Below are 20,807 nucleotides of genomic sequence, written 5' to 3' on the forward strand. Positions count from 1 at the left end.
GGGTTTTAGCATGTAGCATAAGCTTGAATAGATAAAATAGAGATATAGTTAGGTAACGATAATGGGAAAGCTTTTTAAACCATAAATGGTAGTGCTATTTTTAATAGGCACCGGGCGATTGATCTCGTGGAATGAAATACGTTTATCGTTTTTTAATAATTCTGTCAAAGATATTTTTGCTTCTAATCTGGCTAAAGGCGCGCCTAAGCAGAAATGAATGCCCTGTCCAAAGGCAAGATGAGGATTTACCTTTCGGCTGATATCAAATGTAGAAGCATGTTCGAATACTGTCTCATCTCGATTAGCTGACCCTATCCATGAAATTACGATCTGATCTTTTTTTAGTAGATTAGTACCGATTTCTACATCCTCTTTTACTCTACGAACGACTCGCTGCGCTGGAGAACGATAGCGTAATGTTTCTTCCAAAGCTTGGGGAACAAGGGACAAATCTTGTTGGACTTGTCTATAAGCTTCGGGATGTTCCAATAGACTATACATCGCATTAGAAATAAAGTTTGTTGTCGTCTCATTTCCTGCCACTAGTAATAATTTACAAAAAGCCACAAGTTCATCAATGGAAATTTTACTGTCTTCGCTTTCAGCCTGAATAAGAATAGATATAATATTATTTTCTTGATGAGGGTTTCTTCGTTTTTGATCAACAATCTCTGTAAAAAAGCTGGTTAACTCCTCGTCAGCCTGTGTACGAACCGATAGGAATTGTGCCAGATGATCTGGATCATCGGTGTCTGGAGAACTAACAACGATATCTGACCATTCTTTAAATTTCGGCATCTCTGACGAAGGAACCCCCAACATCTCTGCAATTACAATGACAGGTAGCGGGTATGAGAAATCCTGTACTAGATCAAATTCTTGTTTATCTTGTACGTTTTCCAGAAGCTCCTTCGTGATTTCTTCAATACGTGGGGCCCAGGATTTCATCATTTTTGGAGTAAAAGAATGCATAACAATGGAACGAATATCTGTGTGCATAGGCTGATCCATGCCAATCACACTTCGATTAAATGGAGATGCTCTTTTTGGAGGCAATACACTAGAAAAATAATTTTTATCTTCCATTACACGCTTGACATCTTGGTATAAAAAAACGTTCCACATGTCTGCTCTTTCATTATAATAAACGGGAGTTTGGTGCCTCATTTTTTCGTACCACTGAAAAGGGTGATAAGGATCTAGTTGAACTTCTTCATCTCTAAAATAATTGCTAGGAATCATAATAAAAGATTGTTTAAAGTCATTCATGATACTATTTCCTCCTTTAAAAATGTTGAAAATAATTAAACTGAATATCATTCACTGAATGTAATTCAGTTTATAAAACAAGTATAAATGATGGAAGATAAAATGTAAATTTTTTACTTCCGGAGATTGTATGCTGTATATTGGAAAAATTGATACAATATTTTCTAGGGAATGGCAAATGCTTTCGCAAAATGTGGTTTTTGCTGTCTTCCAATACGTACATGTTACTAGGAGAATAAATACTATGCAGGAAAGAAAATTAACCAAGCGACAAGAAAAAGCAATAGAAACAAAGCGCACTATTTATCATGTAGCTCTGGATTTGATAAAAGAAAAAAATTTTGAAAGCATCTCTATCGAGGAAATTAGTAAGAAAGCAAATGTATCAGTGGGAACATTTTATTACTACTTTAGCTCCAAGGAAGAAATTTATCTTTGTTTATTTCAGGAAATAGATAAACGCTTTGCTCTTGATATACAAGCTGACGAAAAGCAAGAGCCAACAAAAGATCAGCTCTTACATTTTTTTGTTCAATTGGCAAAGCATACGTCTGAATTGGGGTTGCACATTAATAAGCAGCTTTATCATGGAAATAATCGACTGTTTACTTTAAAAAATTCCTCTACATGGACAAAACTTCAGGAAATTATTAATCGGGGGCAAGCTAGACAGGAATTAACGACTGATTTAAAAGAGGGCGAAATACTTGAATATTTAATTATGCTCTCTAGAGGAATTATTTTTGATTGGTGTATCCATAATGGGAAGTATCCACTGGTTGAGGCTATGCACAAGTATATGAAGAAGACAATTTCATCTATATGTAAGTAAATAAGAATGGTGGAAAGCAAAGGAGCCTATGGTTTGGAATCTGTCATATTTTCCAGAAGCCTCGTTCTTAGATATATCAAATTGGTTACACACGGGGATAAAGCAGATTTTTCTTCCTGAGATATGATAAGATGTTTTATAGCAAAAAACCAAAGGAGGAACTTTAGCTTGCAAGCGAAACCGATTCATAAGCCTTGGCAATTACTTTTTCGCGTCTATCGCTACATTTTGCCCTTGCTTGAGCAAGAGTTCGCTTATTGGTACGAACGAGCGAAAGAAATCCCAGATAGGGAACTTCGAAAACAAGCCATAGCCAGCATGGATTCCAAGAAATTTCATTGTCAGGGTGGCTCTGTTTATGCTTCTCAAGTTATTTCTTATAAAGAAACGCTGGTCAAGCTAATCGTAGCTTATCAGACTATCAGTGATTATCTAGATAATTTGTGTGATCGCAGTACATCACTTGATCCAATTGACTTTCGCCAGCTGCATTATTCCATGCAGGATGCACTAACTCCTGATGCACCGCTAAGAGACTACTATGAGTTTCGTGAGGAAAAGGACGACGGGGGCTTTTTGACTGGATTGGTTTTGCGATGTCAAGAGATGATTCAAAAGCTACCTTCTTATAAAGATGTTCAGCAACATATTCTGAATTTATCTACGCTCTATAGCGATTTGCAAGTATATAAACATATCGCCCAAGAGAAGCGGGAAGAAGCTTTATTAACATGGTGGGACCAGCATAAGGAAAGCTATCCTGAGATAGAATGGCAAGAGTTTGCCGCAGCGACTGGTTCAACAGTTGGTATTTTTGCGTTGTTTTGTTTGGCAACAGAGCCTGTGGTTGATCAGAAGGAAATCGAAGCATTACATCATGCCTATTTTCCTTGGATAGGTGGAGTACATATTTTGTTAGATTATCTGATCGATTTGGAAGAGGATCGGGAAGGTGGAGATTTGAACTTTGTCAGCTATTATCAATCTGACGAAGAAGCGTATGAGCGGCTGCAATACTTTATTGAACGTGCCAAACGAAGCATTGATCAATTGCCTCATCCTGCGTTTCATCGCATGATCGTTGACGGGCTACTTGCTTTTTATTTGGCCGATCAGAAAGTAAATCGGGAACAGCCGCAAATTTATACGATTTCCAAGCGTTTATTAAAAAAGGCAAGTAGTTTCACTTCTTTTTTATTTTACGTTAACAGCCTGTTTATTCGCCGGAAAGAAACATGATTTATGGACGAAGATGCTTCTTTTTGTAAGAGAATCCAAATCCCATCAAACAGGTTGCCAATACTAAGCAGCCAATGATGCCCAGTGCGCTTTTCAGCCCAATAAAGATACCTACTCCTACCAAGCAGAAGGCAACTAATACTGCAAGGCAAAAAGTCACCAATTTATATTGATTCATCAGGGAATACCTCCTTTGTTGACGGTGTTCCTATTATACCTTATTTTTTCGGTTTGTTTTACATTTTCTGAATATGGAAGTGCCGTTAAAAATAGTATTTCCTCGACACGTCCTATCTTCATAAGCCTTTGCCAATCTTATTAGGTTGGTGAAGGCTTTTTTAATGCAGAAATAGGAAGTGTAATTTCTCAATATACTTGTGGAAGGTATTGACACCAATAAAAAAAAGAAGTAGTGTATTAAGTGTACTAGATGATATAGTACACACCGAACGGTAAGAGGTGGTTGATTATTATGATCCTGATTAATGAACGAAGTCCTTCGCCCATTTATGAGCAGATCATTCAGCAAATAAAAGAGTTGATTCTAAAAGGGATACTACAGGAGGGAGAAAAATTGCCATCGGTACGAGAGCTGTCTGGCATGATTGTCGTAAATCCAAATACAGTGAGTAAGGCATATCAGGAATTGGAGAGACAAGGAATAATCGAGACATTGCGTGGAAAAGGAACTTTCGTTGCCAAGCAGCAGGTTCCTCGGATGGAAATAGAACGTTTGGATAAATTTCAGGAATCGTTAAAACAAATCGTTATTGAAGCAAGTTACCTAGGGATTAGCACACAGCAAGTACAAGAATGGGTTGAGAAGTACATGTTAGAATTACGAGGTGATTCAGATGCTTAGTTTATATAATGTAAATAAAGTAATAGATGAAGAAGAAATATTACATAACATTAGCTTTGAAATACCTAAGGGTGTAATTGTCGGTCTTGTTGGTCGTAATGGATCGGGTAAAACAACATTATTGCGTACAATCATGGGAATTTTGGATACGGATGGGGGGAGTGTGGAGTTAAATGGTCGCTCCATACACCAACACCCAGAATGTAAAAGAGACATGCTTTTTGTTCCCGATTCTCCTGAAGCGCTCCATTTTTATACACCGGATGAATGCGCCAAGCTGTACAAAGCTATGTATCCTAACTTTGATCATGATCACTATGTAACGTTGATGGAGCGTTTTAAGCTTCCGAGACGCAAAAGAATTCGTCAGTTCTCTAAAGGAATGAAAGCACTGGCATCACTGATCCTAGCGTTCTCCTCAAAGGTATCCGTAATTATACTAGACGAACCAACAAACGGAATTGATCCGATAGTCAAAAAACAGGTACTAGGCATGATTGTTGAAGAAGTTGCCGAACGTGAAGTAAGCTTTATCATTTCTTCGCACCAACTAGAAGAGTTAGAAAGAATATCTGACATGATTATCATGATAAAAAAAGGAAGTGTTGAGGCAACGACCTCACAATCAGATACAGAGGAGAGGTTTAAAAAGTTTCAAGTGGTTTTTAAAGGAGATGCTCCACAGACACTGCTTGACTTGCCACAGGTCTATCTTCTCCATCAGGTAGGGCGTGTACATACATTACTACTGGAGGACCCAACAGGATCAGCATTAGCCAGATTACAAGAAGAGCAACCGTTATTATTAGAAAAATTACCAGTTGATTTAGAAGATTTATTTATTACCAAGCTAGGTGGTGACGATTATGTTTCATAAAGCATTATGGCTAAAGGAATGGAAACAGAGTAAATCAATGATATGGTTATTACCATTTATCACCTTTATATGTATGGGCTTCTCACGTATGCAGAATACCTTATTTCTAACTGAAAACCAGGTCATTATGAACGTAGCTCAATTTAAAAAAGAAGGGGCAGAATTTTTTTATCTCGTTTCCAATAATTCAAATTATCTACTTGCTAGCTTCCCCCTACTTTTATTACTTGCTTTGACTTTGATGGGATCAGAGAGAAGAAGTTTAGTAAATGACTTTACTTTCTCTATGCCTTTTTCACGCAGAGATATTTATTTGACCAAATGGATGCTGGGAGCATCAGCGATTGTTATTAGTTTGATGTTGAATACTATGATTGATATGACAGTTATTTTGGTATCTCCCTTTAGAGAGTTTTTCATTTTGAAAGAACATCTTTATCCATTGCTCCAGTCATCATTAGGTCTAATCGCATTTTATAGCTTCGTACTGATGATTGGAACCCTATCGGGTGGAACGATGGTTCAAGCCATGCTGTCCATAATCTTTAGTATCTTTCCTGTTGGAATTGCCTTCTTAATTAATGGATTTTTACAAATGAACTTTGGTATCCAATTGAATTTTGACCTATTTCCGATAAATCTCATTTTGTTGACAAGTCCAGTAGTATTGGTAAACCTGTTTGGAAAGCTATCGTCACCTTTATTAATTCCGTTTATTCATTTGCTTGTTACATTAGGACTCGGTATCTTCTTATATCAACGTAATCGATTAGAGAATAATGGCAAGGTTATTATGTTTCCAGCGATAGAGCCTGTTTTTTATGGGGGAGCTATTCTGTGTTTTGCCTTGCTTGGTGGGCTTTTTTCCTCAACAGTCATTGAGAAGGATTTATTCACATATTACGCCGGATTTATCTCTCTAGGGGTTTTAGCAGCGATCGGATCTTACTTTTTACGTAATGCTCGGATTCGTATGTAATTCACATGTAAATGGATAGCCTTGTTGTCAATGCTAGATGGAGTGGGCGTACCACTATCTGGCTTTGCAACAAGGTTATTTTTTCAAAACGGCTAGTAATAAGGGCTTGGTTTAGCACATTTTCTTTTATGACAAGAGGGGATCGGCAAAGTACAACTTATTGATTATAATAAATGAAACATTCTGTCTATCAGGAGTTGATTGCTTGCTGTTCCATGATGATGCTTTTACAGTAGAAATCTTGTCTGACTCTATCTCATTTTTACCAAAAGAATATGCTCTTCTGCAATTTTTATTTCAAAACCAGAATCAAAGCCTTTCGCGCGAACAACTATTAGATCACGTCTGGCCTCAAGAAGCGCCTATAGACCGAACAGTAGATGATCATATTTATCGCTTGAGAAAAAAGCTAGGGAAGTATATTCACTTATATGAAATAGAAACGATTCGCGGCAGAGGCTATCGTTTCTATGTAAAGGATAAGCATGGAGAGATTACTTCATTTGCTAAAAATACATTGCTTCAACAAAAAACCAGAGAGCTTTTACATACGTATCACTTTCTAGGTCTAGGAGAACAGCTAGTTACTATGCTGAGTCATCAACAAAAATGGGGGTTGCCTGTTGATGAAGATTTCAAGTGTCTCTCTTATTTCTCTAAAATAGATGTACAGCGATTGTTAGAGTCAAATGATCATTCTTTTCAGCACCGCGCCTATTTTTTGTTACTTTTTTATATAGGCTTTTCAAAGAATACAACGAAAGCCTTACATTTCTGTGAACAGGCACTTCAATCAGGCTGTCTTCCTTCATATAGTCAAACTGAACTACCGATAAATCTAATCTCTTTTTACGTGCAAACGAACCAATTTGAACAGGCTGCGCAAATTTTGAAGAGTAACTGGATAATGGCAAGAGAGCAGGGGAATGAGTGGCTTCATTTCTTACTCATGACGGAAGAGGTCATTTTTTATACAGCCCAATCTGAATGGGGACGTGCAGAACAAACCTTGAAAGAGCTAGAGGATTTGTTACCTTACTTCCCAGGATTACGGGAGAGTGGACTGTGGCAAATTCATAAGGGATTGCTTACTTCTATTAAAGGTAATGAACATGAAGGGGTACTTGATTGGACAAAAGGGATAGAGGATCTACAACGTTCTCAATTCTTGCCTACCCTTTTGATGGCTTTGCAATACACGCGATATCTGGGGAATAAACAAGCAGCCTTAAAGATCATTAGTAAATTGGCAGAACAACAGTGGAATCAACTACAGCATAAGTTAGGCTGGGAGAAATATCTCGATCGACTAGAAGCCCAGTTGGAACAACACTTTTCTTAAAAAAATGTTCTTTCTGATACTCCTCTGACATACCAACGGTAACATGTTGAAAGGAAGAGGAGGGTGGTATTTTTGGAAATTACACAGAGAGAATCAGGTTCGGTGTCGGTGTGGAAGAATCACACCTTTCGTAAGCTTTTTTCGGCATATGGAATATCCAGCTTTGGTGGATGGTTTGACTATATTGCAATTATGGCCATCGTGACATTTGAATGGAAATCTTCTCCGCTTTTAATTGCTTTGTTGCCGATTAGTTATGCTCTGCCAGGGATTTTATTGGGGCAAGTAGCAGGTGTATTAGCTGATCGCTGGGATAAACGAAAGGTAATGCTTGCAAGCAATCTATTGAGGGCCCTGTTCACCTTCAGTCTACTGTTTGCTTCGGGGGTATGGATTCTATATGGCATCTTGCTAATGCGAGCTACCTTGGAAGTAATTAATTTACCAGCAGAACAGGCTATGACTCGTCAGATTGTTAGTGATGATCAGCTATTGCAAGCCACAAGTCTTAATACACTCATTTTTCAATTAGCCAAAATTATAGGCCCACTTTTAGGAGCTTCTTTATTATCGGTCACCTCAAGTCAAATTTGTTTAGTTGTAAATGGAAGCTGTCTGTTGCTTGCTTGTTGTTTGCTAGGTTGGATAAGGCCAACGGAGAAGGAGAGTACGTGTGGCGCAACCTCTCAAGATGTCCATGTAGAAAAGAGTTCGGACTCAAACAAGCAGCCATTCATTTATGCTTGGAAGGATGGATGGAGCATCGTATTAAGAAACAAAGTACTTCTAGTAAGTCTTTTCTTTATGTTGCTTGTTTCCATGACGATTCAGTTTGTTGATTCGCAAATGTCTGTGCTAGTAAGGGATATAGCTCCTCTGCATCCTGAGTGGATGGGCTGGGGCATAGCGTTGTTTGGTTTAGGTGCAATTACGATGATAGGTTTTCTTCAACGTCGGAGTGTAATGACAGGATATGGGATTGCAATTGGAATAAGTGCCACGTTAATAGGCGGGTGCTTTATTTGGCTGGGGAGTATGGGAGCAGGTGTAGATTTCGTATTCATGATCCTTCCCTGCTTGATTGGAGGAGCTGGTACTGGACTTTGGTCGGTAACATCAAATTATTTGTTTATGAATGAAGCACCAAAAGAGGCAGTGGGAAGAGTTATGGGGATTGTGCAGTCTATGAGTAGCATGGTTTGGGTAATTGCCCCGCTCTTAGGAGGAGGCTTGGTAACCTTGGTGGGACCAAGCCTCGCTTTCCAGATCTGTGGTATCATGCTAGCTCTTTTAGGGATAGGTGCTATGATGCTACAGCGGTACCTTTGGCCGCAAAGAAAGCAGAATGTGACAAGAGACATAAATGTCTCTTAAAGGAAAGGGGATATTAGCGTTTACTTGATTCCTCTACAAGTCCATATCTTTTCATTTTGTTATAAAGTGTGCCGCGTGACATTCCTAATAATTGCGCGGCCGCTTTTTTATTTCCATATGTGCGTTCCAATGCCTGTAATATTTTTGTTTTTTCCTTATCACCTTCTCTTCCGAACCGAGCTGGTACATATTCGTTGTGTACGCCATACGTGTCGGATCTTGTCTGGTTACCATTAGAAGGAGATACAGTGGATACTGTATAGGTGGAAGACAGCTCTGTTGATGATAAGCTACCCGAATGAGTTTGATTATCTGAATTACGTTCATGAGCGGTTTTTAATGCGGCAGGAAGATGTTCCCATGTAATGACTCCGTTCTCTTGTAAAATTGATAAACGCTCAATGATGTTACGGAGCTGACGAATGTTTCCAGGCCAATGATAATCAAGGAGTGCTTGCATTACATCTGGCATAATGCGAGGTACTGCGTGATCGTTAGCAAGAGAATATTCATGCAAGAAAATGGGGACTAATTCTAAAATATCCTCTAAACGTTCCCGTAACGATGGTAGCTCTAAAGAAAAAACATTTAATCGATAATATAAATCCTCACGAAAACGCCCCTCTGCCACCATTCTTTCTAGATTTTTATTTGTAGCCGCAATGATTCGTGTATTCACATAAATCGGTTCTGTTCCACCTACTCGATAGAATTGTCGCTCCTGTAGGGCGCGCAATAACTTCGCTTGTAATTCTAGTGGGAGTTCCCCGATTTCGTCTAAAAAGAGGGTACCTTCATGAGCCAGCTCGATTTTGCCAGGTTTACCTTTTCGCTCAGCTCCCGTAAAAGCCCCCCCTTGATAACCAAAAAGCTCGCTCTCAAATAGGGCGGCTGGAATGGCTGCACAGTTGATGGCTACAAAAGATTTTTTACTGCGTTTACTTACTTGGTGAATAGCCTGAGCAAATAGTTCCTTACCCACTCCGCTCTCTCCATATATGAGGACAGTAGCATCGGTTACTGCAACCTTCCGAGCTGTTTGCATAGCTGTTTGTAAAGCAGGCGAATGCCCCTTTATAGGGAAAAATGGATCGGTAGAGGCTTGGTAGCGAGTCATTTCTTGTTGCAAATTGTGTAAATGCTCGGTTGTATTAGTTAATTCCTCATGTAGCTTGACTAATTCGGTAATGTCCTGCTCAATCGAGATGGCTCCAATAATCTCTGATGATTGAGTGATTGGGGCAGAGTTAATAAGAACGTGTTGATTAGGGCGTGGGATATGGTATAACCTTTGAACGGCTGACCCCTCTGATAAAGCAATTTTTAAACGAATGGATTCGCTAGCGAAATGGTTATCCAACGGAGTACCCACAACATCTTCTTTTTTTATTTGATACAGCTTTTCTGCTGCCGGATTCCAATAAACAACCTGATTAGAAGAGTCTACAATGGTAGTCGCCTCACTCATAGTAGCTAATAAAGTATGAAGGAGAGCTTCTTGATTGTTAGCGACTGTGCCAATGGTTTCAAATAATTGTTCAAAGGGGAGATACCCAATAGGCTGTCCATCTGGGGAATCCAACACGAGTAGCTTTGTGCGAAAAGCTGAAATTTCTGATTGAGAAAGAAAGCTAGATACACAGAGAAAGGCTTGCCATAGCGTATGTGAACTAGGAATGGCGCAATATTCAGGCAAGTAAGAATGCATTACATTCCCAGTAAATCTCGCTTGGCTTGGAAAAAGCTCAGAGTTTGAAAGCGGTAACATGAATGCTGTTACCTTCATTTGCAAAGAGAAGAAGGATTTCATAGGATCACCTGTGCTGTTTGACATTATGAATGTTAACTTCACAAAAAAGACACTCTTAATCATTAGTGTACATGATTTTGAACAAAAGTGTACATAAATGTCAAAATACTATGTGTTTTCACACGATGGAACATCTGAAAGGGTAGAAATTGACGATTTCATGAGATTTTTCCTGAATTTGATAAGTTGGCATGATGCTTGCTTGGTATATAAAGCAGAAAGTAAATGTACAGGTAAAGCAGCTTGAGGGGGATGTAATGATGGAACAAATCTTAAAGAACTTTTTCTTATTCCTTTCTAAAAACCAAGGATTAAATAAAGCGGCCAAAAAATGGGGGCTTCGATTTGGAGCCAGGCGTGTAGTGGCGGGAGAAACTATCGCAGAAGCCATTCGCGGTGTCCACGAGCTGAATCAAAAAGGGCTAGTTTGCACGCTAGATCATCTTGGGGAATTTGTATTTAGCGTAGAAGAGGCCAATGAATCCGCTGATTATTGTATGAAAACGATTGAAGCAATCTATGAGTCTAAAGTGGATTGTAATCTTTCGCTTAAAATGACACAGTTAGGATTGGATATTAGTCGCGACCTATGTGTAAGCAACATGCGTCGAATTCTAGATACAGCTAAGCAATGTGGGAATATTTTTGTTCGTATTGATATGGAGGATTACGCTCATAACCAAGTGACCTTGGAAATTCTGCATGAATTGTTACAGGATTATGATAATGTTGGTACGGTTATTCAAGCTTACCTCTATAAATCAGAGAATGATGTGGAGGCTGTGAAAGATAAACAAGTTAACCTGCGTTTGGTAAAAGGTGCTTATAAAGAATCACCAGAGGTGGCTTATCCAGCGAAAACAGATGTCGATGAAAATTATAAGAAGATTATTAAGCAACATCTCCAAAACGGTAATTATGCAGCGATTGCAACACATGATGATTCCATCATTGCATATGTGAAGCAGTTAGAGAAGGAGATAGGTATTTCTCGAGATCAATTTGAATTCCAAATGCTGTATGGTATTCGTCCCCAATCTCAACTAGACTTGGCAAAAGAGGGCTATAAAATGCGTGTGTATGTTCCATATGGTAACGATTGGTATGGTTATTTCATGCGTCGTTTAGCGGAGCGTCCAGCCAATGTAGCATTTGTAATCAAAGGCTTGTTTAGCCGTTAATTTGTTAGCAAGACATGATAGATATTGGGATGTAAAATGATAAGAAGCCGAGTTTCTTGCATAGAGCTGAAAACGGGTACAATTCACCGGTGTCTATGCTAGAAACTTGGTTTATTTTATTTTCATGTGATGCTGAAGATAAAGGATTAGATTACCTGAATGATTGAATGGTACAAACATCTTCCAGTAGATGGAACATGAAGTCAGTTATCAATTCTGGTATGCTTATATTATGTATGGTAGAAGATAATTGGGAGCTATTAACAAATCCTAATGGAGTGCGATATAATAAAATTGGTCGCCCACAGTGGATGGCATTTGAGCTACGTACGGGGATGAAAGCTTACATAGAGAGTGAAAATTCAGTCACTATTGTTTACCTATAATTTATAAGCTTGTGGGGTAAAACGATCCGAAGATACATAATTAAATTTTTTTTATAAGAAAATTGAAGTTTTTTAAAGCAGGAAAAATGGGGTATAAATGTAGTATAATTATAATTATTCTAGTTGTGGGGAGAGAACGAAATGGAGCTTACTGGTCAACGCTTGTTCGTATTATGGAGAACCTTTTCTCAACTTGATTTTCTACGTCAAATTAGAGGACGTGACATCCCGGATCAGTCTGTGAATGAATTAATTAACAAGGTAAAAAATTTGGATGAAGTGGAAGTATTACCGATTGATACAGAACAATTACGTGAAACGGTAATCAAACTTCGTAAATAGATAAAAGTAAGGATGCTCCGCTGCATTCTTTCTATTTCGATGAAAAAATAGATGAAAAACCGACTTTTCCTCAATAAGGATAAGTCGGTTTTTTTATTTCTCATACAGCAAAGACAGGGAACCCGAATCCTTAACAGGTCAGGGAGTCAGGTAGAGCATTTTCAAAACGGGAATGTTTCATGTTATAGCCCCTTCTTATAAGAATTTTGCCATACATAAGATCGGTTGCGTCAGTTTCCCTACAGAGGCAGTCACCTGTCGATACTGTTCGAAACCTAATTTTCCCCAAAAATCTAAGGCAGATTGATTGGAGGCAATGACACCAATATGTATGGTCGTTTTATCCAATGAACGAACATACTCTTCTAGCATTAGATATGCTTTTTTTCCGTAACCCTTACCTTGATAGCTGGAATCCACTAGTAATAAACCAATCCAAGGTTTTTGGTCGTTTGGATTTTCCAACAGTAAATGTGAGATTCCAATTATTTTATCCTCGTGCCGAATGGCAAGCCAATGACCGGATGGATATTTGTTCATGTCCGCATATTCTTGGTTTAGTTCAGCTAGAGTTAATGTAGGCTCTCCGTTTGTTATTACATTATAGTTTGGATTGCTGTTATATATTTCAACTGCACGAGGAAGCTCCTGTTGTTCTAATGGAGTGATGAGTACATCGTCTTGAAGGAAGGATAGCTTCATATTAGGCTTGGGCTCCGTATTTTTTGATCCAGCCAATTTGACCAGCGTGATACCTTTTATGATAAATTAATAGACCAAAGGCATCCCGTGGGGTCATCATACCAATACGAGATTCGACTGGTTGGTCCCAGCTTTCCTCGGGCAATAATTCCATTGATTGTAAGAAGAATTGACTAGCACGTTCGGTGTAATCCATCAGATCGTTTCCATTTGTCCAAATTCCTGTGTCTGTGACTTTTCCCAAGGTAAAGCTGCCTTCTTCCTTAGCAGGTATTTGGTTAAAAAACATCTGAGAAAAAGCATATTCTACTTCAGCGATGTGCCTGATAAGAAAACCGATTGAATTAGTGGCAGGAGCAATTTTCCATGATAGCTGTTCTTCACTGATTCCTTGCAATAAAGCTAGATAACGCTTCTGATGAGCTGCATGGTATTGCGGTAATAATTCTTGAACAATCATGGGACACACCCTTCCTTAACGTATAATAGATAACCTTGTCATTTATTATATGGGATAATTTTTGAAATTTCACGCAAGCAAAAAAGAAAAATGTTCAAGCTCTACAAGAATCGTATATAATCAAAAAAAGGGAAAATAAGGAGGCTACAGACATGGCACATACCTTTGCTTTTACGGTTCGTTCTACAGAAGTTGATTTCATTGGTCATGTGAACAACGCCAAATATTTGGAATATATGGAATGGGCTCGCTTTGACTGGTTAATCGCTGAAGGATATACTATAGAAGAGCTACAGAAACGGCATATTTTCCCGGTAGTTGTGAATATGAATGTCAATTATCGAAGTGAGCTAGTCATGGGTGATGAGATTACTATTCAAACTACCTTGGTTAACGTAGGAAAACGAAGCTTTGTGATCAAGCACGAATTGCATCATGAGAAGAAGGGCTTGGTCGCTGATGGCTTGGTTACGATGGTTATGATTGATCAGACACAACGGCGTGCTGTTGAATTGCCTAACGAGTTGAAAGAGTTATTTCTTTCTTTACAAAAAGGAGAACTGATACCTTAAGTAGTTACTATTGGGAAAATATGAGTCCTTTTGGGGAAGAATAATTGTAGGCTGTCTACCCTCCGCTAGCGGGGGGTTATTTCTTTTCATAAGGGAATGAAGGGGGGAAGGGATAGGAAGAAACGATTGACAATTGTTCTTTTGTGAAACATAATCAACTATTATGTATAGAAAATAGTAATTTAAGTAGGAAGAAGAAGGTGTACGAGCATGGTACGTTCTAAAAGAAGCATCCTGACTGCTTTGATGGTAACGACATTTCTAACAGCCATTGATACGACCGTAGTCACAACAGCAATGCCTGCCATAGCAAATGATTTGGGACAAACGACACTCATTTCATGGGTATTCTCCATTTATTTGTTAACAACGGCTGTTACAACACCTATTTATGGGAAGTTAGCTGACTTGTTTGGACGAAAAAAAATCTTCTTATTTGGTGCGACCGTTTTTTTAACAGGTTCATTTTTATGCGGCTTATCTAGCTCCATGACGCAGCTCATGCTATACCGAGGTATTCAGGGCTTGGGAGCGGGGGCTGTTCAACCGATCACCATGACTATCATTGGGGATTTGTTCACACAGGAAGAGCGCGCTAAATTGATGGGGTTATTTAGTGCGGTATGGGGAGTCGCGGCAATTGTAGGGCCTGTAATCGGTGGTTTTTTTGTAGATTATGTGGCTTGGGAATGGATTTTTTATATTAATATTCCAATTGGACTTGTTAGTATCTTTATGATTTCGAAATATTTCCATGAAGAACTTACTCCCAAAACAGTGCACATTGATTATTGGGGAGCTTTATTCTTTACTGGTAGCTTGGTTTCATTCCTGTACACACTCTTAGCAGAGGGTGAAGGACAAGGGATTACTTTTAATTCTACAACGATATCCTTACTTATTGTCAGTTTCGTTTTATTTTGCATCTTTATTGCTATTGAAAGGCGAACACCTGAACCGATGCTTCCATTATCCTTATTTAAGCGTCGTCTGATTGCAACTTCGCAAGTTATTTCTGCATTACATGGGGCTTTATTAATTGGTATATCGGTTTATATGCCAAACTGGCTTATCAATATTGTTGGATTATCTGCAACGCTTGCGGGGATCGTCGTCCTGCCGTTATCTCTTGGCTGGCCATTAGCTGCCTCTGTAGGTGGACGTTACTACAGTCGTTTGGGATATAAATGGTTGGTTGCAATCGGTGGAGTTTTCTTTTTGATTGGTCAACTTCTCCTATCATTCCTCACGCCAACCACATCTGTTTTCTACATTGGTTTCTTAATGTTTATTCTGGGTCTGGGCTTCGGTCTTACGATGACTGCTATCACGATTGCTGTACAAAGTAGCGTCGTCTGGCGTCAACGTGGTGTCGCAACCAGTTCCGTACAATTCATGAGAACGATGGGACAAACAGTAGGGATTACTATGTTTGGTGCTGTATTTAATATGTATCTATTGCAAGGCCATATGGAAACAGGGCTAGTAAAGGTTTTCCATGCTTTATTTGTAACGGCGATTATTGGGATGTTTGTAACGATTTTTTTGCCGAAAAAAGCAGAGCAAGTAGAAGAAGAGCACTAAGCTAATAAAGCAAGATCGATTAAGACGTGATTTCCTGCCTTTAGCGATCTTGCTTTTTTCTATGTGAATATACATGGCTTCATATTGTTTGTGCTCGTGTGTTGTATCCAATTTATCTTGATACTCTCATTAACTTCATGATACGATTGTCAAAATCTATCAGAAACATGTAAGAAGGAGGATACAGCATGAAAACAATCGGACTGTTAGGCGGTATGAGCTGGGAATCTACTACTGAGTACTACAAACATATCAATCAGATGGTGAATCAACGAGTCGGGGCTCTTGCATCAGCTAGATGTGTTGTATACTCCGTTAATTTTGAAGAGATTGTCCAGTGTCAAAAGGAAGGGCGTTGGGATGATGCTGCAGCTATATTGGGCGGGGCAGCACAACGTATCGAGAAGGCTGGCGCAGATTGTCTTCTAGTTTGTACCAATACCATGCATAAGATTGCCGAGCAAATCTCTGCCCACATCACAATACCCTTTTTACATATTGCAGATGCAGCAGCAGAAAAGATTCAGGAACGAAAGCTACGAAAAGTAGGATTGCTAGGTACTAAGTTTACGATGGAGCAAGACTTTTTTATTGAAAAAATGAAAAACCATGGTATTGAAATTATTGTACCAGCGGAAAAAGAGCGAGATATTGTTCATCAGGTGATTTTTGATGAGCTTTGTAAAGGGATTATTACCAACACATCTCGACAGGCTTATCGGAACATTATGGATGAGTTAGTGAAGGCGGGAGCGGAAGGTATTATCCTTGGTTGTACGGAAATTACCTTGTTAGTGTCCCCAGAGGACGCGACTGTTCCACTGTTTGACACAACGCGGATACACGCGGAAAAAGCGGTTGATTTTGCGTTATTGCTAGTGGAGAATTGCGAGATTTACCACCAGAAATAGTGGTGCGGGTATTAGTTTCAAGCGTAGCAAGCATTTTGTTATGTAAGAATACGATTGATCCTGAAGAGTATCGCTTGATAGTGATGAAGAGCATATAAGGTATACCTTGGATATTTTGTTGTATGGTTTGCTTCCACATTAATCGTACGTAACAAGGTTAAAAACAGACCTCCCTTTTTGTTACGATAGGGGAGGTCTGTTTTTGCATAAGCACGTGATTACTTCATGCGATACATAAAATCTATCTATGAATTATCTTTCAGATTTGAAAGCTTTTTTTCAAAAGGCAAGGAGATATTACGAAGGCGTGTGAACGAAAAACACCCCAGAATGACAATCAGACTCCCGTATACCTGAGTCCAGGTCATCTGTTCATCTAACAACAATAAAGCTAAGATTGCCGTAAAAATGGGATTAAAGTTAAGAAACATTCCTGCCGCGGTACCACCAAGCTGCTTAACCCCCATGTTCCATAGCACCATGCTAATAACAGTTGCAAACACACTGATATACAATATGCCCCAAATAAACTCAGCATTAAAATCAGTAATCGTAAAGCTACTTAAATTGAAGGGCAACAGCATTAAGACCCCGAAGAATCCAGAATACAAAGTGGACATCAGTGCAGAAACGTCACGCATGGCCCATCTCCCCGCTACAGAATAGAGTCCCCAGGTAGCAACAGCTGCTAGCATCAAAAGGTCACCGGAATTAAAGCGAAGTGACAACAAGGCATGCCAATCTCCTTTAGATAGTACTAATAGAACCCCCGTAAAACACAGAATCATTGATCCTATCTGCAAAAATTTGATTTTCTCACGCAATAATAGAAAAGAAAAGATCGCAATTGAGATAGGATTAAGTGTAGAGAGTAAGCCGACATTTGTTGCAGCTGTACGTTCTAGAGCCCAAAACATAAATAAATTAAATAAGACCACGCCAGTAGCTCCCATCAGGATGAGCGGCAAGATAGCTCTCCGGGGTGGTAGTAGGCGCTTTTCAGCTAGGTAGACTACAGGAATTAATACAACAACGGCAATCATATAGCGTAAATTGGTTAAGGTCATGGAGGATGCATGATTCACCAAGAATTTACCCACTACAAAATTGCCACTCCATAGGAAGCTTGTGAAAAGTAACAGAGCGACATACATCGGTTTCATCTGCGTGATCTCCTTTTTATCTATACTCCTATCTTAGTGTAGGTCTTTATGATAACACAGCTTGTTATTGGACACAGAAGAAACCTTTTTTATAACAGGAAATGAGACAGCACTAAAAACAGACGGTATGAAAAGTACGAAACTAACCGATGAACAGGATAATTTAACAAACAACCACAATGTGAAAAAAGTAAGAAACAAAAAGTGTCTCCTATGAAAAATGAGCCAGATGCAGATCCAGTCATAGCTATTGATCCCGGTCATGGTGGAAAAGACCTAGGATCAATAGGAAGCGACGGAACGGATGAGGCTGATTTGAATCTTAAGATTGCAAAAAAACCATGCTATATTTTTCCATGTGCTAGCCAAGGAAAAAAGCCATCAAAGAAACGTTCAGTGGCTGGCATAAAATATGAGCCAAAGTGATAGTCAGGATCAAGTGTTGTAATAATCCAAGTTCCATTAGTGCTTATCTTATCTACATACATAACTGCACCTCCATCTTCTGTTGTGATTAGTTTTTTCGTACCTTCTATTGGCCAAAACACGCCATGCTGATGCCAAGTTGCATCAGATAAAGTAATGTAATTAAAAAGGTCGTATTCAGATGCAGACAATACTAGACCACTTTGGGCTCCTTTTTCTAACCACCACCAAAAATTCGTTTCTCGGTCCTCCCATTTTTGGTTTGGTAACCACTCCCAGGGTTGTGGGCCAAATGAAACCACAATTCCTCCTCGTTGTGCAAAAGCATGAATTTTCTCTTTAGATTCTAGAAGTAATTTTTGGTTCAGTTGAGACGGAACTATTAATACATCAAAACTTTCTAGAGGGGTATCTAAAAATTCGGGAAAGTATATGAGTTCTTTCATATATTGTCGGTATTTAGGTTCATTAAATGTGCGATGATGCGGAGCGTTTCCACTATAAATTACAGCGATTTTTCTCATTATTTCCCTCCCGAATTTTGTATTGTTTCGTATTCATCGTGAATCCATTGAAGTAACTGCGCACTAATACGATCTGTTGATTTATTTTGCATACGATGGGCAAAAATGTCTCGCCCCGCGTGAGCTAAAATTGTCCCTTTCGTTGTATGCCGATCAATATATGTTACCGGCAAATCATCAGAAAGTGTAAGCAATACTTCAGCTTTGGCTGGAACAGGTGAATATGTGCCGCGAGCGAAAAAACCAGCCACTCCTTTGTTATAAGTCATATCGTTTGGATTAACACCTTCAAATATTGGATTTGATGTTGCTATAGAAATCTCATAATCTTTGTATGAATTTATCTGTTTAGGCATAAATATTGGACAACCAGGTAACCATTCTTTACATAACTGTCCAGAAAAAATAACAATTTTACCTCCATCTAAAAACGAAGAAATTTTTTCCTTATGTTTAAACATATATTCCTGATCAATTAAATCATGGATGACAATACATTTGAATGACATTAGATTTATCTCAGCAAAGTCATACTGATCAATTTGTGTAAAGTTTTCTACGATAAATGGACTTGTACGATTCTCTAGACCAAATGCATGACCTGGATCTAACCATAAAATTTCTTTAAACTGAGCCAAAAAAAATCCTCCAATCGAATTGGGTTTAAATAGGTCCTGTTACATATGTCTATTTAACGGTGAACACCGTCACCATATTCAAAAATTAAAATATATTATTATCTTAATATTAAAATTTTGAAATTAAGATTGACCAAAGAATAGTATTGCGGTAAATTGATAATGAAAATCGTTATCAATAAAAATAATATCAGAATGAGGTAAAAGAATGAAGTGTAAATTTATTTTATCGGCTATTACTCTACTATTGTTTCTTGCTGGATGTGGTAATACAGAAGAGACTTCTACGAGTAAAGAACTTAAGCCAACTCAAGAAACAAAACTAATTGTTGACGAATTAAATCGAAAGGTGGAAATTCCAGCAAAAATTAATCGTGTAGTAATGGGAAGTATTCTTCCATACTTCTCGACATGGTATATTGCAACCAATTCAACGGATGAAATTGTAGGGATTCATCCGAATTCATATAATGCAGCATCACATTCGATTTTAAAAGACATTTCTCCATCTATTCTAAAAGCGAAAACAAATTTTATTAAAAATGGTGAAGTAAACATCGAAGAATTATTATCGTTAAATCCTCAAGTGTATTTTGAAATCGCTAACCAACAAAAGACTGTAAAAAAGCTTGAAGAAGCAGGTATTACAACAGTTGCTTTAGATACAAAAACAACTTCTTTAAACCCACTTGATACATTAAATCGGTGGTTGTCTTTAACAGGGGAAATTACAGGTACGGTAGATCGACAAAAAGAAATTATTGAAGAGGGTGAAGCAAATCAGAAAATGATTAGTGAAGTACTTTCAGGAGTGAAAGAAGCTAAACCTCGTGTAATGATCCTTCAATATCATAGTAATGGGGAAATTTCGACAGCCGGAGTCGGTATGCATGGAAATCGTTGGTTAAACGCAACGGGAGGTATTGATGTTGCTGCTGAAAAAATAAAAGGTATTAAAGCAATTAATATGGAGCAAATTTATGAATGGAATCCGGACATCATTTACATTACAAATTTCACGGAAACACAACCAGAAGACTTATATAAGAACGTATTTGATGGACAAGACTGGAGCCAAGTAAAGGCAGTGCAAAATAAGAAAGTTTATAAAATGCCTCTTGGAATATATCGTTGGTATCCACCAAGTGGAGATGCTCCTCTAATGCTGAAATGGATGGCACAGAAAAACTATCCAGAACTTTTCACATACGACATGAATAAAGAAATTAAGGATTACTATAAGCGTTTCTATGATTATGAATTAACAGATAAGCAAGTACAAGAAATCTTAAATCCCCCATCAGAGGCAGCAAAATATTAGTTTAAAGGTGGCT

At 38.5% G+C, this 20,807-nt stretch carries 23 protein-coding genes; 15 read left to right on the forward strand and 8 right to left on the reverse strand.

Features of this window, described 5'->3' with window-relative positions; translation table 11 throughout:
* Positions 1 to 48 precede the first annotated feature (48 nt).
* Positions 49 to 1,269 carry a cytochrome P450 gene (locus BrL25_RS13630; RefSeq protein WP_018672388.1) on the reverse strand — a complete coding sequence of 407 codons (1,221 nt, stop codon included), beginning with the start codon at positions 1,267 to 1,269 and terminating at the stop codon, positions 49 to 51.
* Between the two features lie 130 nt (positions 1,270 to 1,399).
* Here BrL25_RS13630 and BrL25_RS13635 point away from each other — a divergent pair, with 130 nt between their 5' ends.
* Entirely contained in the window at positions 1,400 to 2,101 is a 702-nt protein-coding gene (locus BrL25_RS13635; RefSeq protein ID WP_236848041.1) for a TetR/AcrR family transcriptional regulator, read from the forward strand.
* Between the two features lie 168 nt (positions 2,102 to 2,269).
* Positions 2,270 to 3,340 (forward strand): tetraprenyl-beta-curcumene synthase family protein, encoded by a 1,071-nt coding sequence (locus tag BrL25_RS13640; protein ID WP_018672390.1) that lies wholly within the window; start codon positions 2,270 to 2,272, stop codon positions 3,338 to 3,340.
* A 1-nt stretch (position 3,341) separates the two neighbouring features.
* Here the strand turns inward: BrL25_RS13640 and BrL25_RS25175 are convergent, their stop codons facing one another.
* On the reverse strand, positions 3,342 to 3,518 hold the full coding sequence (locus BrL25_RS25175; protein WP_018672391.1) for a DUF5325 family protein: 177 nt from the start codon (positions 3,516 to 3,518) through the stop codon (positions 3,342 to 3,344).
* A 294-nt stretch (positions 3,519 to 3,812) separates the two neighbouring features.
* Here BrL25_RS25175 and BrL25_RS13645 point away from each other — a divergent pair, with 294 nt between their 5' ends.
* The 5 genes from BrL25_RS13645 to BrL25_RS13665 all read left to right on the forward strand — a co-directional run bounded on the left by BrL25_RS13645 (position 3,813) and on the right by BrL25_RS13665 (position 8,774).
* Positions 3,813 to 4,202, forward strand: a complete 390-nt coding sequence (locus BrL25_RS13645; protein WP_018672392.1) for a GntR family transcriptional regulator — start codon at positions 3,813 to 3,815, stop codon at positions 4,200 to 4,202.
* Positions 4,195 to 5,079 carry an ABC transporter ATP-binding protein gene (locus tag BrL25_RS13650; RefSeq protein ID WP_018672393.1) on the forward strand — a complete coding sequence of 295 codons (885 nt, stop codon included), beginning with the start codon at positions 4,195 to 4,197 and terminating at the stop codon, positions 5,077 to 5,079. Before BrL25_RS13645 ends, BrL25_RS13650 begins: the two co-directional genes overlap by 8 nt.
* Positions 5,069 to 6,058 (forward strand): membrane protein, encoded by a 990-nt coding sequence (locus tag BrL25_RS13655; RefSeq protein WP_018672394.1) that lies wholly within the window; start codon positions 5,069 to 5,071, stop codon positions 6,056 to 6,058. The genes BrL25_RS13650 and BrL25_RS13655 overlap by 11 nt, the downstream gene beginning before the upstream one ends.
* Positions 6,059 to 6,263: 205 nt before the next feature.
* Positions 6,264 to 7,400, forward strand: coding sequence for a winged helix-turn-helix domain-containing protein (locus BrL25_RS26310; protein ID WP_018672395.1), 1,137 nt, complete (start codon positions 6,264 to 6,266; stop codon positions 7,398 to 7,400).
* Between the two features lie 72 nt (positions 7,401 to 7,472).
* Positions 7,473 to 8,774, forward strand: coding sequence for an MFS transporter (locus BrL25_RS13665; protein WP_018672396.1), 1,302 nt, complete (start codon positions 7,473 to 7,475; stop codon positions 8,772 to 8,774).
* Positions 8,775 to 8,787: 13 nt separating this feature from the next.
* On the opposite strand, the gene BrL25_RS13670 is transcribed toward BrL25_RS13665, so the two are convergent.
* Positions 8,788 to 10,584: a sigma-54 interaction domain-containing protein gene (locus BrL25_RS13670; RefSeq protein WP_018672397.1), complete on the reverse strand. Its 1,797-nt coding sequence runs from the start codon at positions 10,582 to 10,584 to the stop codon at positions 8,788 to 8,790.
* A 260-nt stretch (positions 10,585 to 10,844) separates the two neighbouring features.
* Here BrL25_RS13670 and BrL25_RS13675 point away from each other — a divergent pair, with 260 nt between their 5' ends.
* The 3 genes from BrL25_RS13675 (at position 10,845) to BrL25_RS13685 (ending at position 12,493) form a co-directional block, all read left to right on the forward strand.
* A complete protein-coding gene (locus BrL25_RS13675) occupies positions 10,845 to 11,765 on the forward strand; it encodes a proline dehydrogenase family protein (protein ID WP_018672398.1) in 921 nt (306 codons plus the stop codon).
* 197 nt (positions 11,766 to 11,962) lie between these two features.
* Positions 11,963 to 12,151 carry a hypothetical protein gene (locus BrL25_RS25340; RefSeq protein ID WP_018672399.1) on the forward strand — a complete coding sequence of 63 codons (189 nt, stop codon included), beginning with the start codon at positions 11,963 to 11,965 and terminating at the stop codon, positions 12,149 to 12,151.
* Positions 12,152 to 12,292: 141 nt separating this feature from the next.
* Positions 12,293 to 12,493: a hypothetical protein gene (locus BrL25_RS13685; RefSeq protein ID WP_003335469.1), complete on the forward strand. Its 201-nt coding sequence runs from the start codon at positions 12,293 to 12,295 to the stop codon at positions 12,491 to 12,493.
* A gap of 195 nt (positions 12,494 to 12,688) precedes the next feature.
* On the opposite strand, the gene BrL25_RS13690 is transcribed toward BrL25_RS13685, so the two are convergent.
* Entirely contained in the window at positions 12,689 to 13,195 is a 507-nt protein-coding gene (locus tag BrL25_RS13690; protein ID WP_018672400.1) for a GNAT family N-acetyltransferase, read from the reverse strand.
* 1 nt (position 13,196) lies between these two features.
* Positions 13,197 to 13,655 (reverse strand): DinB family protein, encoded by a 459-nt coding sequence (locus BrL25_RS13695; protein WP_018672401.1) that lies wholly within the window; start codon positions 13,653 to 13,655, stop codon positions 13,197 to 13,199.
* A 152-nt stretch (positions 13,656 to 13,807) separates the two neighbouring features.
* Between BrL25_RS13695 and BrL25_RS13700 the strand changes: the two genes are divergently transcribed.
* From BrL25_RS13700 to BrL25_RS13710, 3 genes are all read left to right on the forward strand, one after another.
* The gene (locus tag BrL25_RS13700; protein WP_018672402.1) at positions 13,808 to 14,227 is read left to right on the forward strand and encodes an acyl-CoA thioesterase; all 420 of its coding nucleotides are present in this window, start codon (positions 13,808 to 13,810) and stop codon (positions 14,225 to 14,227) included.
* Between the two features lie 210 nt (positions 14,228 to 14,437).
* On the forward strand, positions 14,438 to 15,811 hold the full coding sequence (locus BrL25_RS13705; RefSeq protein WP_018672403.1) for an MDR family MFS transporter: 1,374 nt from the start codon (positions 14,438 to 14,440) through the stop codon (positions 15,809 to 15,811).
* 188 nt (positions 15,812 to 15,999) lie between these two features.
* Complete coding sequence (locus BrL25_RS13710) at positions 16,000 to 16,722, forward strand: aspartate/glutamate racemase family protein (RefSeq protein ID WP_018672404.1); 723 nt, start codon at positions 16,000 to 16,002, stop codon at positions 16,720 to 16,722.
* A 245-nt stretch (positions 16,723 to 16,967) separates the two neighbouring features.
* Here BrL25_RS13710 and BrL25_RS13715 read toward each other — a convergent pair whose 3' ends face one another.
* On the reverse strand, positions 16,968 to 17,885 hold the full coding sequence (locus tag BrL25_RS13715) for a DMT family transporter (RefSeq protein ID WP_018672405.1): 918 nt from the start codon (positions 17,883 to 17,885) through the stop codon (positions 16,968 to 16,970).
* 213 nt (positions 17,886 to 18,098) lie between these two features.
* Between BrL25_RS13715 and BrL25_RS13720 the strand changes: the two genes are divergently transcribed.
* Entirely contained in the window at positions 18,099 to 18,311 is a 213-nt protein-coding gene (locus tag BrL25_RS13720; protein WP_081621628.1) for an N-acetylmuramoyl-L-alanine amidase family protein, read from the forward strand.
* Here the strand turns inward: BrL25_RS13720 and BrL25_RS13725 are convergent.
* On the reverse strand, positions 18,230 to 18,835 hold the full coding sequence (locus BrL25_RS13725) for a hypothetical protein (protein WP_018672406.1): 606 nt from the start codon (positions 18,833 to 18,835) through the stop codon (positions 18,230 to 18,232). The two genes, BrL25_RS13720 and BrL25_RS13725, sit on opposite strands and share 82 nt — an antisense overlap.
* Positions 18,835 to 19,473, reverse strand: coding sequence for a hypothetical protein (locus BrL25_RS13730; RefSeq protein WP_018672407.1), 639 nt, complete (start codon positions 19,471 to 19,473; stop codon positions 18,835 to 18,837). Before BrL25_RS13730 ends, BrL25_RS13725 begins: the two co-directional genes overlap by 1 nt.
* 208 nt (positions 19,474 to 19,681) lie before the next feature.
* Between BrL25_RS13730 and BrL25_RS13735 the strand changes: the two genes are divergently transcribed.
* On the forward strand, positions 19,682 to 20,794 hold the full coding sequence (locus BrL25_RS13735; protein WP_018672408.1) for an ABC transporter substrate-binding protein: 1,113 nt from the start codon (positions 19,682 to 19,684) through the stop codon (positions 20,792 to 20,794).
* Positions 20,795 to 20,807: the final 13 nt, after the last annotated feature.

This window comes from Brevibacillus laterosporus DSM 25, assembly GCF_002706795.1.
Lineage (GTDB): Bacteria > Bacillota > Bacilli > Brevibacillales > Brevibacillaceae > Brevibacillus_B > Brevibacillus_B laterosporus.

What these genes read in the sequence shown, in the direction of transcription:
- BrL25_RS13655 (WP_018672394.1), top strand. Translation starts at nt 5,069, where the DNA reads ATGTTTCATAAAGCATTATGGCTAAAGGAATGGAAACAGAGTAAATCA.
- BrL25_RS25340 (WP_018672399.1), top strand. Translation starts at nt 11,963, where the DNA reads ATGAAGTCAGTTATCAATTCTGGTATGCTTATATTATGTATGGTAGAA.
- BrL25_RS13690 (WP_018672400.1), bottom strand. Translation starts at nt 13,195, where the DNA reads ATGAAGCTATCCTTCCTTCAAGACGATGTACTCATCACTCCATTAGAA.
- BrL25_RS13650 (WP_018672393.1), top strand. Translation starts at nt 4,195, where the DNA reads ATGCTTAGTTTATATAATGTAAATAAAGTAATAGATGAAGAAGAAATA.
- BrL25_RS13685 (WP_003335469.1), top strand. Translation starts at nt 12,293, where the DNA reads ATGGAGCTTACTGGTCAACGCTTGTTCGTATTATGGAGAACCTTTTCT.
- BrL25_RS13725 (WP_018672406.1), bottom strand. Translation starts at nt 18,835, where the DNA reads ATGAGAAAAATCGCTGTAATTTATAGTGGAAACGCTCCGCATCATCGC.
- BrL25_RS13670 (WP_018672397.1), bottom strand. Translation starts at nt 10,584, where the DNA reads ATGAAATCCTTCTTCTCTTTGCAAATGAAGGTAACAGCATTCATGTTA.
- BrL25_RS13635 (WP_236848041.1), top strand. Translation starts at nt 1,400, where the DNA reads ATGCTGTATATTGGAAAAATTGATACAATATTTTCTAGGGAATGGCAA.
- BrL25_RS13630 (WP_018672388.1), bottom strand. Translation starts at nt 1,269, where the DNA reads ATGAATGACTTTAAACAATCTTTTATTATGATTCCTAGCAATTATTTT.
- BrL25_RS13715 (WP_018672405.1), bottom strand. Translation starts at nt 17,885, where the DNA reads ATGAAACCGATGTATGTCGCTCTGTTACTTTTCACAAGCTTCCTATGG.
- BrL25_RS13735 (WP_018672408.1), top strand. Translation starts at nt 19,682, where the DNA reads ATGAAGTGTAAATTTATTTTATCGGCTATTACTCTACTATTGTTTCTT.
- BrL25_RS13675 (WP_018672398.1), top strand. Translation starts at nt 10,845, where the DNA reads ATGGAACAAATCTTAAAGAACTTTTTCTTATTCCTTTCTAAAAACCAA.
- BrL25_RS13645 (WP_018672392.1), top strand. Translation starts at nt 3,813, where the DNA reads ATGATCCTGATTAATGAACGAAGTCCTTCGCCCATTTATGAGCAGATC.
- BrL25_RS13700 (WP_018672402.1), top strand. Translation starts at nt 13,808, where the DNA reads ATGGCACATACCTTTGCTTTTACGGTTCGTTCTACAGAAGTTGATTTC.
- BrL25_RS13705 (WP_018672403.1), top strand. Translation starts at nt 14,438, where the DNA reads ATGGTACGTTCTAAAAGAAGCATCCTGACTGCTTTGATGGTAACGACA.
- BrL25_RS13710 (WP_018672404.1), top strand. Translation starts at nt 16,000, where the DNA reads ATGAAAACAATCGGACTGTTAGGCGGTATGAGCTGGGAATCTACTACT.
- BrL25_RS25175 (WP_018672391.1), bottom strand. Translation starts at nt 3,518, where the DNA reads ATGAATCAATATAAATTGGTGACTTTTTGCCTTGCAGTATTAGTTGCC.
- BrL25_RS13695 (WP_018672401.1), bottom strand. Translation starts at nt 13,655, where the DNA reads ATGATTGTTCAAGAATTATTACCGCAATACCATGCAGCTCATCAGAAG.
- BrL25_RS13720 (WP_081621628.1), top strand. Translation starts at nt 18,099, where the DNA reads ATGAAAAATGAGCCAGATGCAGATCCAGTCATAGCTATTGATCCCGGT.